11 protein-coding genes are annotated in these 13,911 nt (G+C 65.7%); 5 read left to right on the top strand and 6 right to left on the bottom strand.

Translation table 11 applies throughout. The annotated features are described in order from the left end of the window. Positions 1-95 precede the first annotated feature (95 nt). Positions 96-1,031 carry a Gfo/Idh/MocA family protein gene (locus LN450_RS04110; RefSeq protein ID WP_011346434.1) on the bottom strand — a complete coding sequence of 312 codons (936 nt, stop codon included), beginning with the start codon at positions 1,029-1,031 and terminating at the stop codon, positions 96-98. A gap of 374 nt (positions 1,032-1,405) precedes the next feature. Between LN450_RS04110 and LN450_RS04105 the strand changes: the two genes are divergently transcribed. Next, positions 1,406-1,810, top strand: coding sequence for a VOC family protein (locus LN450_RS04105; RefSeq protein ID WP_011346433.1), 405 nt, complete (start codon positions 1,406-1,408; stop codon positions 1,808-1,810). 75 nt (positions 1,811-1,885) lie between these two features. Here the strand turns inward: LN450_RS04105 and LN450_RS04100 are convergent, their stop codons facing one another. Beyond that, positions 1,886-3,646, bottom strand: coding sequence for a S53 family peptidase (locus LN450_RS04100; RefSeq protein ID WP_011346432.1), 1,761 nt, complete (start codon positions 3,644-3,646; stop codon positions 1,886-1,888). A 239-nt stretch (positions 3,647-3,885) separates the two neighbouring features. Beyond that, positions 3,886-4,863, bottom strand: a complete 978-nt coding sequence (locus LN450_RS04095) for an NAD(P)H-quinone oxidoreductase (RefSeq protein WP_011346431.1) — start codon at positions 4,861-4,863, stop codon at positions 3,886-3,888. Between the two features lie 396 nt (positions 4,864-5,259). On the opposite strand from LN450_RS04095, the gene LN450_RS04090 reads away from it, so the two are divergent. Genes LN450_RS04090 through LN450_RS04080 form a run of 3 tightly spaced genes read left to right on the top strand, consistent with a single transcriptional unit; the run spans position 5,260 to position 8,184 of the window. Beyond that, positions 5,260-6,642 (top strand): glycoside hydrolase family 2 TIM barrel-domain containing protein, encoded by a 1,383-nt coding sequence (locus tag LN450_RS04090; RefSeq protein WP_011346430.1) that lies wholly within the window; start codon positions 5,260-5,262, stop codon positions 6,640-6,642. Between the two features lie 39 nt (positions 6,643-6,681). Continuing rightward, on the top strand, positions 6,682-7,509 hold the full coding sequence (gene metF, locus LN450_RS04085) for a methylenetetrahydrofolate reductase [NAD(P)H] (protein WP_008573251.1): 828 nt from the start codon (positions 6,682-6,684) through the stop codon (positions 7,507-7,509). A 45-nt stretch (positions 7,510-7,554) separates the two neighbouring features. After that, positions 7,555-8,184, top strand: coding sequence for a hypothetical protein (locus tag LN450_RS04080; RefSeq protein ID WP_011346429.1), 630 nt, complete (start codon positions 7,555-7,557; stop codon positions 8,182-8,184). Positions 8,185-8,295: 111 nt separating this feature from the next. On the opposite strand, the gene LN450_RS04075 is transcribed toward LN450_RS04080, so the two are convergent. The 3 genes from LN450_RS04075 to LN450_RS04065 form a co-directional block, all read right to left on the bottom strand. Next, positions 8,296-9,243 (bottom strand): Nudix family hydrolase, encoded by a 948-nt coding sequence (locus LN450_RS04075; RefSeq protein ID WP_008571815.1) that lies wholly within the window; start codon positions 9,241-9,243, stop codon positions 8,296-8,298. A gap of 322 nt (positions 9,244-9,565) precedes the next feature. Then, entirely contained in the window at positions 9,566-12,304 is a 2,739-nt protein-coding gene (gene secA, locus LN450_RS04070) for a preprotein translocase subunit SecA (RefSeq protein ID WP_011346428.1), read from the bottom strand. A 156-nt stretch (positions 12,305-12,460) separates the two neighbouring features. After that, entirely contained in the window at positions 12,461-13,402 is a 942-nt protein-coding gene (locus LN450_RS04065; RefSeq protein ID WP_011346427.1) for a M23 family metallopeptidase, read from the bottom strand. Between LN450_RS04065 and LN450_RS04060 the strand changes: the two genes are divergently transcribed. Then, positions 13,403-13,849 (top strand): DciA family protein, encoded by a 447-nt coding sequence (locus LN450_RS04060; RefSeq protein ID WP_008571812.1) that lies wholly within the window; start codon positions 13,403-13,405, stop codon positions 13,847-13,849. Positions 13,850-13,911: the final 62 nt, after the last annotated feature.

Below are 13,911 nucleotides of genomic sequence, written 5' to 3'. Positions count from 1 at the left end.
CCGTGTGCCCCGAACCCGCTTCCATCGATCGCAGTCGGCCGCAGGACCGCTGGCATTGACCAGCGGTGTTCACCGTTGGCGAGCGGCAGAACGACTTACCAGGCGAACGCTGCGGTGACCTGGCGTGCGCCGAGCATGAACGCATCTGCCACGTGCACGAACGGTGCAATATCCACTTCCGATTGGCCCGCGCGCACCAGCTGCACGAAGCGCCCGTACAAGCCGTCGTATTCGCTGGACGCTGGCAGCGCCTTAAGTTGCCCATCGATGCTCAACTTGGCCCCGCCTTCGCTGAGCATGAGCAGGCCCGCGGTGGTTTCCACTTCGATGTCCCAGCGCTGGTGGCCGGTCTGCAGGAAATCGAATTCGGCCGTTACCGGGAGTCCTGCGGTGTCGACGAATGCGAGCCTGGCATACAGCGGCGCCTGGCGGTTTTCCGGGGTATGCAGCTCGGCGTCGCGCAGCGCCAAGCTGCGCGGCAGCAGATGGGTCACGATGGAGAGCGCATTGATGCCGGGGTCGAACACCCCCATGCCGCCAGGTTCCAGAATCCAGTCCTGGCCCGGATGCCAGTGGCGAATGTCTTCCTTCCAGGTGATGTGCGCGCGCACGAGTTGCTTGTCGGCCAACCATGCACGGGCAGGCTCGACACCGGCTGCGCAACGCGAATGCCAGCTGGTGAACAGGCTACGTTGCGTACGCTGCGCCACGTCCTGCAGGTCATGAATTTCGGCGAGCGTTGCGGCCGGCGGCTTCTCCAGAAACACATGGCGGCCGGCCATCAACGCGGCCTGCGCCAATGCGTGCCGTCCGACCGGTGGCGTGCACAAGGCCACCGCTTCGATCTGCGGCTGGGCGGCAAATGCGTCTTCCAGGGTCTGATAGGCGGGCACACCGTCCACCGTGCCATGCCGGCTCACGGTGGCCACCAGCTGCACATCGTCGCGCGCGGCGATGGTCGGCACGTGCTGGTCGCGGGCGATCTTGCCGATCCCGACAAGGGCGATACGCAATGCGTCTGGATGCTTCATCGAAACCTTCGTGCTGGTAGGGTGGCCACCGATGCGAACGCCTGCACGCACACTGCCTGGCCAATGCTGCAGCGGCGCGATGCGGAGAGCGCACGCGACGGCGCAGTGTACGGTCAGCGTGCAGCCCACTGCGAGACATCGCTCCTGCTTGTTTTGCTATACCTGTATGCCAGCCGCTGCCTACCGGGCCTGCTCAGTTGCGCCACGAAGGCAATGCGCGACGGCTGCAGACGTTGTCGGCGCGGCGGTTGGAATTGGCGGTGCTCGACCAACGCCACTAGCGTCTTTTGCAGCATGCGATTGACGCCGGCGCGCGTGCAGACCAGCATCGCCGCCGGCACGCCGCTGTGCCGTCGCCATCGACGGCTGCACCGATGTTGCAGCACGTTTCGCTGGGCGTTCGTACGATCGAGATATCCGCCGAATTTTTCGACGCAACGCTGGGTGCGCCTGGCTATGTGCGGGTGTGGTCCGATCTGGAGCCAGGCACGCTCGACCAGGCGGTCGGCGATGGCAGGCCCGGTGACGACGATTGCCTGGCGTTGAAACAACGCCAGGCAACGCAATGTGCCCCGGGGGTCGGATTCCATCTGGCATTTGCCGCTACCGACGCGTCCGCCGTGGACGCGTTTCACCGAGCCGCGCTACGGCACGGCGGTCACTGCAATGGCGCACCCGGCTTGCGACCGGATTATGGCGATGACTATTACGCCGCGTTCGTCGATGACCCGGACGGCCACCACATCGAAGCGGTGGTCGACTGTACGCCGCCACGGTAACCAGCACCGCCGCTACGCAACGTTGGAATATCGGTTAAGGCGCAGCGACAGCGAGCTCGCCATGCGCAGTGAAGGTTATGGCGCTGCCTGCGTCAGGAAGCGGTCGAAGTCGCCGATGTTCATGCTGCCCCAGCCCGACGCGAAGTCCCAACCGTAGCTCGCGTTGTATCCATCGCGATACAGGCCATTGCTGCCGACCACCACGTCATGGGCGCGCTGCGTATCGTGACGCTGGCTCGCGTACTGATAGATCTGCGGCGCAACGAAGCCCAGAGTGGGATGCGACTGCAACAGCCGGGCGATATAGCCGGCGAAGGTCGGGGTGGCGGCACTGGTCCCCCACACATACCAGGCAGCCTCGTTCCCTTGCGCATCGGTGCCGCGGATCTGCGCACTGCTGTAGAACGAGCCATTGAAGCTGACGTCGGGCACAGCGCGGTAGCCGGAGGCCGTCTGCCCCGGCAGCAGGGTGCGCTGCCACTGCGGCGCATAGGCAATCTTGCTGAGGCCGCCCTGGCTGAGGTGGCGGCCGACACCGGCATTCCAGACGCGCTCGGAGGCGTAGCTGCCGGGGTTGCCGCCCTGGGTCAGCAACTCGGTGGCGCCCACCGCAATCGCGTAGCGGTGCGAAGCCGGCCAACCGACCTGGCGCAGGTCCGGGCGCCCCGCCAGCGTGTCGTAATAAGGCGCGTTGGCGCGTGCGCTCAGCGGCAGGTAGATGCCGTCGTCGCCGCTGCAGATCAGGAAGTTCTGCCCCTGACGCACCGCCTTGGTCAGGCTGGCGTCCATGGCCTGGAAGACCGCGTCGTTGACCTGGATTTCCTGCCCATAGATCGACATGCTGACCACGCGGGCCAGGTTGTCGTCGGCCGCGCGCGCCATGCCATCGATCATGCTCTTCCAGGAAAAGTCCGGGATGTTGTAGATGATCAGGCGCTTCAACCCGCCGGCGCTGCCGACCAGCAACTGGGTATCCATGTCCCACTCGACTTCCGAATCCTTGCTGGCGGCATCGGACTGGTAACCCGGCGCGCTAGGGTCGCCCACCGTCACCACCGTGACCGGGGTGTGCAGGCCGTGCAGGTCCTGGAAGCTCTGCAGCCGCGCGAGGGTATTTTCCAGATTGCCGGCGGCAATGACCGCACCGACGATATCGCTGGCCGGTGCCAGCGTATCGGCGCCGTACGCGCTATTGAGCTCTTCGATGCTGTGGCGCACGACTTCTGCGCCGCCGCCGCTGTTGGCGGCCGTCACGGCGCTGCTGTTCAACAACGATGTGCGCGCGGCGCTCAGCGGCGCCCCGTGCGGGGTGACCTTGGCGCCGGCCGTGCCGTCCAGGCCAACCACACCTTGCACCACCGCCTGCAAGCCGGCCGGCACTGCGACCGTGCCCTGCGCAGCGGAAACGCCGAGGCGGCCATCGGCACTCACTGCACGCAGCGGGGTGCCAAGGGCAGCCTGCAATGCCGCCGCTGTCGCGCGAACCTGCAGCAGGCGGCCATCGATGGCCGGGCGTACATCGGTGATGCCATACCGGCTCAGATAGGCCTTGACCTGTGCGATATCGCGGGTGGAAGCAGCCGATGCGCGTGCCAGTTGGCCGCGCAACAGCGGATCGCCGCCATCGCGGGTCAACCACTGCTCCACCGTCGCTTGTTGCTGACGCATGGTCACCTGCGGCTTGAGCACCAATCCCACCTGCAGGATGCGTTGCGGCGCCAGCGCGCCACCGACGGCGGGTTGCGCAGGTGCCTGTTCGGCTGCCTGCGCGACACCGGTCATACCCAGCGCGACGGCGCAAGCCAGGACGGCCTGAGAGAAAGAGCGCGTCATCATTCGTGTGCCGCCATTGATCGTGAGTTAACAGGCTGCGGATTCTCACGAGGCGGCAGTGGTTTCAGGCGCAACAGTGCGAACTCTGTGTGCGTAAAACGATGCGGCCGCGAACTGACACGCGAACCTCGTGCCGAGGTAGCTGTGCGATTGCGCGGTGGCGGGGCCGGCGCTTGTCGATCGCCGGGCGCACGGCGCCTGCAGCCGCTGGCGCCGAGCTGGTTGAGTCCAGTGGCTACGTGCTACATCTCCAGCACCACCTTGCCCAGGTGACTGCCCTGCTCCAGGTAACGATGCGCCGCAGCCGCTTCGCTCAGCGGGAAGCACTTGTCGAGCAGTACGCGCAGCTTGCCCTGCTCGATCCATGGCCACACCACCCGCTCCACTTCGGCGGCCAGCCGGGCTTTTTCGTCTGCATTGCGCGGGCGTAGCGTCGAGCCGGTAATGACCGCCTGCTTGCGCATCAGCACCGGAATCGGCACCTCGATGGTGGCGCCGGCCTGCGAGGCGATGTAGACGATGCGTCCGCGCGGGTTGAGCGCTTCCAGGGTGTCGGCGAAGACCGCAGCGCCCACCATGTCGAGCGCAACATCCACGCCGCCGTGCGCCTTGGCCACCTCGACAAACGACGCAGTGGTGGAATCGATCGCCACATCGGCGCCCAACTCGCGCGCCTGTGCCGCCTTGCTGGCCGAGCGCGCGGTGGCCAGCACGTGCGCGCCCGCCGCCTTGGCCATCTGGATCGCCGTAACGCCGATGCCCGAGGTCGCACCATGCAACAGCAGCCATTGGCCTGCCGCGAGCCGGCCGTGTTCGAACAGATTGGCATAGGCAGTGAAGATGGTTTCCGGTAACGCGGCGGCGTGCACCAGATCCATGCCGGCGGGAATGGGCAGTACGTGACGCGCATCGACGGCGGCGTATTGCGCGTAGCCACCGCCAGCCAGCAGCGCGCACACGCGCTCGCCCACCTTCCAGCGACCAGCCGGCTCGACGATTTCGCCGGCGATTTCCAGCCCCAGCGTTTCCGGCGCGCCAGGTGGCGGCGGGTAGTGCCCGGTGCGTTGCAGCAGATCCGGGCGATTGATGCCGGCGGCATGCACGCGGATCAGCACCTGCCCCGGTGCCGGACGCGGGCGCGGTTGTTCGGTGGCGTACAGCGCCTCGGCGTCGCCCTTGCCATCGCGGATGGCGATGGCGGTCATCGTGGTATCGCTCATGAAAGCGCTCCATGGAAAGTGCGCCCAGTGTAGGCGTGCAGGCGTCAACGCCCGGCGCAGATGCACCCACGGTTTCCAGCAGGCATTGCCACGGCAGCGGCAAGCCAGCGATGGTGGGTCTTCGACAACGCCGCGGTGCTGCGTAATGTTCGTTGGACAAGCGGTCTTCGCCAACCTCTTCCTGCATGTCGCATTGCAGCCCAATGCAACCAAACGCTTGCGCTCACCGAATGCACCGCAAGTTCAAGCAGGCAAGCGGCGTGCGATTGCAACAACCCAGCCCCAGAACCGGATGCGATTGCCCGCAAGCAACCCCAACCAGGCAGATGCTGCGCGGCCGCCCGCATCACGGTATCCCGGCCTATGCTGGTGCCTTGCTGACCACCAGGAGTCGCCATGCAACTGCCATGCAATACGCGCGTCATCGCCGTCTGCGTGTTCGCACTGGCCGCGAGCACGCAGGTCAGCGCGGCGCAGGTGCGCATTGCGCAGGAAGCAGACGGCTACCGCCTGTTGGTGGATGGCGCTCCCTTCGTGATCAAGGGTGCCGGCCTGGGCAATGGCAGCATGGAAACGCTGGCCGCACGCGGCGGCAACGCGTTGCGCACCTGGCGCGTGGATCCGGACCCGCAACGCCAGCGCGCCCTGCTCGATCGCGCACAAGGCAACGGCCTGAAAGTGGCGGTCGGCATCGAGGTCGGCAACCAGCGACATGGCTTCGATTACGACGATGCAACGGCAGTGAAACAGCAACTGCAACGCATCCTTGCGCAGGTACGGCAATCGGCGGCGCATCCGGCGGTGCTAATGTGGGTGGTCGGTAACGAGCTCAATCTGGATTACACCAATCCCAAGGTCTGGAATGCGGTCGGCGAGATCGCCGAGGCGATCCATGCCATCGACCCGGATCATCCGGTCACCACCACGCTGGCCGGTTTCGACAAGCAACTCATCGACCAACTCAAGACGCGCGCGCCGGCACTGGACCTGATCGCCGTGCAGCTCTACGGCGATATCGCAGCGCTCCCGCAAAAGCTGCACGAGAGCGGTTGGCGCGGCCCTTACGTGGTCACCGAATGGGGCCCCACCGGGCACTGGGAATCGCCGACCACCTCGTGGGGCGCACCGATCGAAGACGACAGCACGCGCAAGGCGCTATTGCTGGAACAGCGCTACCGCAGCGACATCGCCAGCGACACCCGCCAGGGGCTGGGCTCGTTCGTGTTCCTGTGGGGCGACAAGCAGGAGCGCACGCCCACCTGGTATGGCCTGTTCTTGTCTTCGGGCGAGGCCACGCCCAGCGTGGACACATTGCAATTGCTGTGGACCGGCCAATGGCCAGCCACCCGGGCGCCAACGGTAGCGGCGCTCACGCTGGCTGGCCAACGCGCCACCGACAGCGTGAGCCTTCGCCCGGGCCAGGCCGTGACCGCACGCATTCGTGCCAGCGGCGCATCCGTACTGCGCTACGACTGGCACGTTCGCAGCGAAAGCACCGCGCGCAGCATCGGGGGCGACCCCGAGACGTTGCCACCGCTGGTCGATGCCGCCATTGCGCCGAACCGCGTTCCCGGTGGTCGCAACGGCGCACGCGCTACGGGCGAGGAGGTGCGCCTGATCGCACCACCGCCGGGCAATTACCGCTTGTTTGTGGAAGTGCGCGATGACGCCGGCCGCGCCGGCTATGCCAACCTGCCATTCCGCGTGCTGCCGCCCTCACCGGCCCTGCGACAGGGCGCATCGGAACCGTCGCAACCTGATATGCATTCATCGCGATGAAGCGATATTATCGCCAGACGATCAGCCGGAACCGCCGCGATGACGCATCTCAGTTTCGAGTTCTACCCGCCCAAGACCGATGATCAGCGCGCGCAACTGGACCGCACTGCAGCCAGGTTGAAAGGCTACGCGCCGGAGTACGTGTCGTGCACCTTCGGCGCCGGCGGCTCCACGCTCAGCTACACCTCCGAAACGGTACGCCACCTCAAGCAGAAGCATGGCTTCGAAGCGGCGCCGCACCTGTCCTGCGTCGGCGGCAGCCGGCAGGAAATCCGCGAGCTGCTCAAGCTGTATCGCGCCATCGGTTGCACCCGCATCGTTGCGCTGCGTGGCGACCTGCCGTCGGGCATGGGCCATCCCGGGGACCTGCGTTACGCCTCGGACCTGATCGCCTTCATCCGCGCCGAGCACGGCGCCGCGTTCCGGATCGAGGTCGGCGCCTATCCGGAAACCCATCCGCAGGCGGCCGACGCGCTCAGCGACCTGCGCTATTTCAAGGCCAAGGTCGATGCCGGCGCCGATGCGGCCATTACCCAGTATTTCTACAACGCCGATGCCTACTTTCATTTCCGCGACGCAGTGCAGCGGATGGGCGTGGAGATACCGATCATTCCCGGCATCATGCCGATCTCCAATTTCTCGCAGCTGCGGCGGTTTTCCGAGCAATGCGGCGCAGAGATTCCACGCTGGATCGGCAAGAAGATGCAGTCCTACGGCGACGACGCCGACGCAGTGCGCGCCTTCGGCGCAGAGGTCGTGGCGGCCTTGTGCCAGCGCCTGATCGCAGGTGGCGCGCCGGCATTGCATTTCTACACCCTCAATCTGGCCAAGCCGACCACGCAGGTGTTGCAGCTGCTCGGACGCTGAGCACCTGCTTCGCATTCCAGTCGTCGCCCTCGCACACCCGCGCGCATGTATGTCGCCAGCTCACGCTTACCCGGCTACGCTGCGCCGATGCATCGCCTTCTGCCCCTGTTGTTCTTGCTCTGCGCCTGTCCCGCCGCGCGCGTGCAGGCGCAGGAAATCCATCGCTGCGTCGCGCCGGACGGGCAAACCCTGTTCACCGACCGGCGCTGCGAAGACGTCGGCGCGGCCAGCCGCGCACTGCCTGCCATCCGCCCGCAGGGCAATACCGGCCTGTATCGCTACGGCTGCCCGCGGCGGCTGAGCGAACTGGTGTCGTTGCTGCAATTGGCGGTGGACAGCCGCGACGTCAACCGCCTGTCCAGCCTGTACCTGTGGAGCGGTCAATCCGATGCCGCCGCCAATCAGGTGCTGAGCCGGCTGGAAGCCATCGTGCAGCGCCCGTTGCTGGATATCGTGCCGATGTATCCGCACAGCGACACCCCCACCTGGGACGCCGACACCACCGCGCCTACGCCGTCGCTGGATGGCAGCGCCATCGACGCGCCACTGCCTACCCCGCCCAGCCGCCCGCGCCCCTGGGGACTGCGGCTGGAACAGAACCTCGCCAGCGGCACGCCGGCGCGCAGCGTGCTGCGGCTACGCAGGCAATATAACTGCTTCTGGGTGACGTTCTAGCCGCGCAGGCGTGGCATCCGGCGGCGCGGGATCACCGCAGGACCGCTGCACGTCGCAACAGGGGTCGAGGGCATTGCGCTGACGGTTCGGCCGTCAGATGCTGCGGTGCGCTCATTGCGGCCAGAGCGCGCGGATCGCCGCGATACCCTGCGCACCATGCGAGCGCGCCTGACGCACATCTTCGCCCTGCATGCCGCCGAGCGCGTAGATCGGCAGCCAGACCTGTTCGCGCAAGGTCTCGAAACCGTCCCAGCCGATCGGTGTGGCGCCCGGATGCGACGCGGTCGCCTGCACCGGCCCCAGCACCGCGAAGTCGCAGCCGATCCGTTGGGCGTGGCGCAGGTCGTCCAAGCCATGGCACGACGCAGCCACGAGTCGGTCTGCAGGCAGCGGGCGTTCCTGCAGACCGGCCAGCTGCTCCGATCCCAGATGCACGCCGATACCCAGATCCGCAGCCAGCGCGATATCGCGATTGAGCAACAGTTGCGCGCGCGCGCGACCACGCAGGCGCATCACCTGCTGCAACAACGCCTGCCAACGCGCCGGCGCAAGCTGCCGCGCACGCAGCTGGATCCGGGTGATCCCGTTGTGCAATGCGAGCTCCAGGCCCTCCAGCCAGCGCGCCTCGTCCTCCGGCTCGGGCGTGATCAGGTAACGGTCGGGCTGCCGTAGCGCGCCTACCACCGGCACGTCGGCCGGCGGCATCGAATAGCGGGCCAGCTTGTCTGCCGCCACCCAGGTCATGGCCTGGCCTTCGCGGCCGCGCGGGCTGCCTTTCCAGCTCGTGATATGACGCACTTCCAGGCGCAGCCGCTTGTCCGGATAGAGCTGCGGCACTTCCATCACCCAATCGCCCACCTGCGCCTCGATGCCGAGCTCTTCGTTGAGCTCGCGCACCAACGCTTGTTCGGAGGTCTCGCCAGGCTCGCGCTTGCCGCCCGGAAATTCCCACAGGCCAGGCATGTCGCGCGTTTCGGTGCGGCGGGTCAGCAGGATGCGCCCGCGGGGGTCGGTGATCACGCCGGCAACGACGTGAATGGATCGAAGAGAATCAGGCATGGCGGCAAGAGTGCCGCGAGTGAGCGGTACAGCGCAATGAGGCCGGGATCGGAGATTCGGGATTTGCTAACGCAGGCGTTGCACAGGCATTGCCAATCCCCAATCCCAAATCTCCGCCTCAGAGCAACAGATCAACGCCGCACTTACCGCTTAACCTCGTAGCCCGCAAAGCATCGCGATAATTCCGAAAGCAAAGCCCCCCTTGGTAAGGGGGCGCGCCGAAGGCGCAGGGGATCGGGAGCAGCGCCGTGAGCCCGCTATCGGCAACGCGGATAGCGGGTGAGCAGCCCGCAAAGCGGGCTGCTCCACGGTCAACTCAGCCTCAGCTGAGTTGACCGTGGCAGTGCTTGTACTTCTTGCCGCTGCCGCACGGGCATGGGTCGTTGCGGCCCACCTTGGGTTCGTCGCGGGTGACCTGCGACACCGGCACAGGCGCGTTGCCGCCCTGCATCTGCTCCACTTCCTCCTCGGCGCCGTAGCCACCCACATCCTGGTGCTGGAATTGCGAGGCCATCAAGCGCGCCTGCGCCTGGAGACGTTCCTGCTCTTCCAGTTCGGCCACTTCTTCTTCGCTGCGAATGCGCACGCGCGCCAGCAGATTGATCACCTCGCGCTTGACGTTCTCCAGCATCTCGGAGAACAGCTCGAAGGCTTCCTTCTTGTATTCCTGCTTGGGCTGCTTCTGCGCGTAACCGCGCAGGTAGATGCCCTGGCGCAGGTAATCCATCTTGGCCAGATGCTCCTTCCAGCCCTGGTCGAGCACGGTCAGCATCACGTGCTTTTCCAGCGCGCGCATGGTATCCGCGCCGATCGCAGCTTCCTTCTCGGCGAAGTGCGCATCCACCGCTGTCTGCACCTTGGCGGCGATCTGCTCGGCGTCGATTTCTTCCTGCGCACGCACCATGTCGGTCAGCGACAAGGTCATGCCCAGCTCCGACTCCAGCGTGGCTTCCAGGCCCTTCAGATCCCACTGTTCGTCGACCGAATTGGGCGGCACGAAGCGTGCGACCAGGTCGTAGATCACATCGCCGCGAATTCCGTCGACGTTGTCCTTGACCGACTCGGCGTCCAGCAATTCGTCGCGCTGGGCATAGATCACCTTGCGCTGATCGTTGTTGACGTCGTCGAAATCCAGCAGGTTCTTGCGGATGTCGAAGTTGTGCGCTTCCACCTTGCGCTGCGCCTTTTCGATCTGCCGGCTGACCAGGCGGTCTTCGATGACGTCGTCTTCCTTCATGCCCATCATGCGCATCGCCTTCTGGACCCAGTCCGAGGCGAAGATGCGCATCAGGTTGTCTTCCAGCGACAGATAGAAGCGCGACGAACCCGGGTCGCCCTGACGACCGGCACGGCCACGCAGCTGGTTGTCGATACGCCGCGACTCGTGGCGTTCGGTACCGATGATGTGCAGGCCGCCGGCCGCCTTGACCGCGTCATGACGACGCTGCCATTCGGTCTTGATCTTGAAGCGCGCATCTTCGCTGGCGTCTTCGCCGAGGGCGTGATACTCCGATTCCAACGAGCCGCCCAGCACGATATCGGTACCGCGACCGGCCATATTGGTGGCGATGGTCACCGCGCCCGGCTGGCCGGCGTTGGCCACGATGGTCGCTTCGCGCTCGTGCTGCTTGGCGTTGAGCACTTCGTGCTTGACCCCGGCCTTGCGCAGGTGCTCGGACAGCATCTCCGAGGTCTCGATCGAGGTGGTTCCCACCAGCACCGGCTGGCCGCGCTTGGCGCAATCTTCGATGTCGGCCAGCACCGCGTTGAACTTGCCCTTGCGGTTGAGGAACACCTGGTCCGGATGGTCCTTGCGCACGGTCGGGCGGTTGGTCGGAATCACCACCACTTCCAGGCCGTAGATGCTCTGGAATTCGTAGGCTTCGGTATCGGCCGTACCGGTCATGCCGGACAGCTTCTTGTACATGCGGAACAGGTTCTGGAAGGTGATGCTGGCCAGGGTCTGGTTCTCGCGCTGGACCGGCACGCCTTCCTTCGCTTCGACCGCCTGGTGCAGGCCATCCGACCAGCGACGCCCGGACAGCGTGCGGCCGGTGAATTCGTCCACGATCACCACTTCGCCATCGCGCACGATGTAATCCACATCGCGCTGATAGATGGCATGCGCGCGCAGCGCCGCGTTGAGGTGATGCACAACGCTCAGGTTCTGCGCGGCATACAGCCCGTCTTCGGCGTTTTCCAGGATGCCGGCCTGCAACAGCAACTCTTCGGCGTGGCCCATGCCCGCCTCGGACAGATGCACCTGCTTGCCCTTTTCGTCGATCCAGAAATCGCCTTCGCCTTCTTCGCTTTCCTGCCTGGTCAGCTGCGGCACGATGCGATTGACGCGGATGTACAGCTCCGGCGATTCGTCGGCCGGGCCGGAGATGATCAGCGGGGTGCGCGCTTCGTCGATCAGGATCGAGTCGACTTCGTCGACGATCGCGTAATGCAGGTTGCGCTGGTAACGGTCGGCGCGCGACAGCGCCATGTTGTCGCGCAGGTAATCGAAGCCGAATTCGTTGTTGGTGCCGTAGGTGATGTCGGCGCCGTAGGCCTCGCGCTTGTCGCTATGCGGCATGCCCGGGTACACCACGCCCACGCTCAGGCCCAGCCAGTTGTACAGCTTGCCCATCTGCGCGGCGTCGCGGCGCGCCAGGTAGTCGTTGACCGTGACCACGTGCACGCCCTCGCCCTGCAGCGCATTGAGGTACACCGGCAGCGTGGCCACCAGGGTCTTGCCTTCGCCGGTGCGCATCTCGGCGATCTTGCCCAGGTGCAACACCATCCCGCCGATCAGCTGCACATCGTAATGGCGCATGCCCAGCACGCGTCGGCTGGCCTCGCGGCATACCGCGAAGGCTTCGGGAAGAATCTTGTCCAGGGACTCGCCGGCGGCAAGCCGCTGCTTGAACTCCGGAGTCTTGGCTTGCAGCTCGGCGTCGGAGAGCTTCTCGATCGTCGGCTCCAGCGCATTGATCTGGGTGACGAGGCGGTTGAGCTGGCGCAGCTGGCGTTCGTTACGACTGCCAAAGACACGGGTAAGCAGACTGTTGATCATTGAAGAAACCGGTTGAAAAGGAACGGTTTGACCGACGCCGGTCCCCACAGACCCGACCGCCGTAAACGAAACAGGGCGCACTGCGCCCTGTCGATGGCAACACCCTATTGTAGCTTGGGGCGGGCCTTCACGAATCAAGCGCGGCCCGCGCCCCCGTCAACCGCGCCCCTGACGTCCCACCGGCGTGGCTTCGCCCAGGAATTTGCGCGGGTTGACCACGCGCCCATCCGCCCAGACCTCGAAATGCACGTGTGCACCGGTGGAGCGGCCGCTGGAACCGGCACGCGCGACCTGCTGGCCGGCGCGCACCAGATCGCCCACCTTCACCACCAGGCGCGAGTTGTGCGCGTAGCGGGTCACATAGCCATTGCCGTGATCCACTTCGACCACGTTGCCGTAACCGCCGCGTACGCCGGCGTAGCTGACCACGCCATCGGCCACCGACAGCACCGGGTCGCCCACGTTGGCATGGAAGTCCACGCCCTTGTGGAAGGCCGAACCACCGTCGAACGGATCGGCGCGGCCGCCGAAACCGGAGGTGATGTAGGTGTTGCGGATCGGCATCCGCGAGGGCACCGAATTCTGCTCCAGCTGATGATCGAACATCAGCGAGGCCAACACGTTCAATTGCTGGCCGGAGGCGGAGAACTGCTGCTCCACTTGCCCGAGCGTCTCCTTGAGGTCTTTCACCGGCATGTCGCTGACCGGCTCATCGCCGCCACCGACGCCGACCGGCTCGTCGAAGTCGAATTCGCCGTCCTTCAACTTGCCCATTTCGGTCAGGCGCTCGCCCAACGCGTTGAGGCGGGTGGCCTGCGCCTGCAGCTCGCCCAGCCGGGCGGCCAGTGCATTGACCTGCGCCTGCGAGGCGCGCTGCGCCTGGGCCAGCTCGGCCTGTTGCTGCGCAACCTTGGCCTGCAGCGCCGAATTGGTCACCATGCCGGTGGCGGTGCTGGCACCGACGCCGATCAACATGCCCAGGCCCAATACCGCGCCAAGCACCACCATCGGTCGATCCGCTGCAAAGTCCTGGAACTGTCGGGCCACACGCTGCGCCCGGGTCTGCCGCGATTTGATTACAACTTTTTTCAACGCCATATGAGTGTCATGTCCAAGCCCAAGTCCAACGCACGCAACCCTTCCACTCCACAACCGGCCATCGAGGCCGCGCTGGGGGAAAAGGCTGGCGACCCCTTGCGCCGAGCCTTGTGGCTCGATGCGCTGGACCGGCAGTTGCGCCCCCTGTTACCACCTCATCTGGCGACCCGTTGCCGGTTGGCCAATGTCCGAGGCGAACAGCTCGTTTTTCTGGTGGATTCGCCGGTCTGGCATGCCAAGGTGCGGCTTGCCGAAACCCAAATCCTGGATGCCGCCCGATCCGTCGGACTGAAGGCCACCGCGGTGACCGTCAAGACCGCAACCGTGCCGCTGCATTCCCCAACGCAGCAGAACCGCGACCGTCCCAAACCTGTATCCGAGGCGACGCACAAAGGCTTGCGCGACGCGTTGGCTTCCCTGCAGGACGTGTTACCGACCAAACGGTGAAGCCATGCCGCCCATCCGGAGCGGCCGCCAGTGCGTGAAAGCGTTGCGAAGACCGCACACGA

Source organism: Xanthomonas euvesicatoria pv. euvesicatoria (assembly GCF_020880415.1).
GTDB classification, from domain to species: domain Bacteria; phylum Pseudomonadota; class Gammaproteobacteria; order Xanthomonadales; family Xanthomonadaceae; genus Xanthomonas; species Xanthomonas euvesicatoria.
This window is presented reverse-complemented; position numbering and strand designations above follow the sequence as displayed.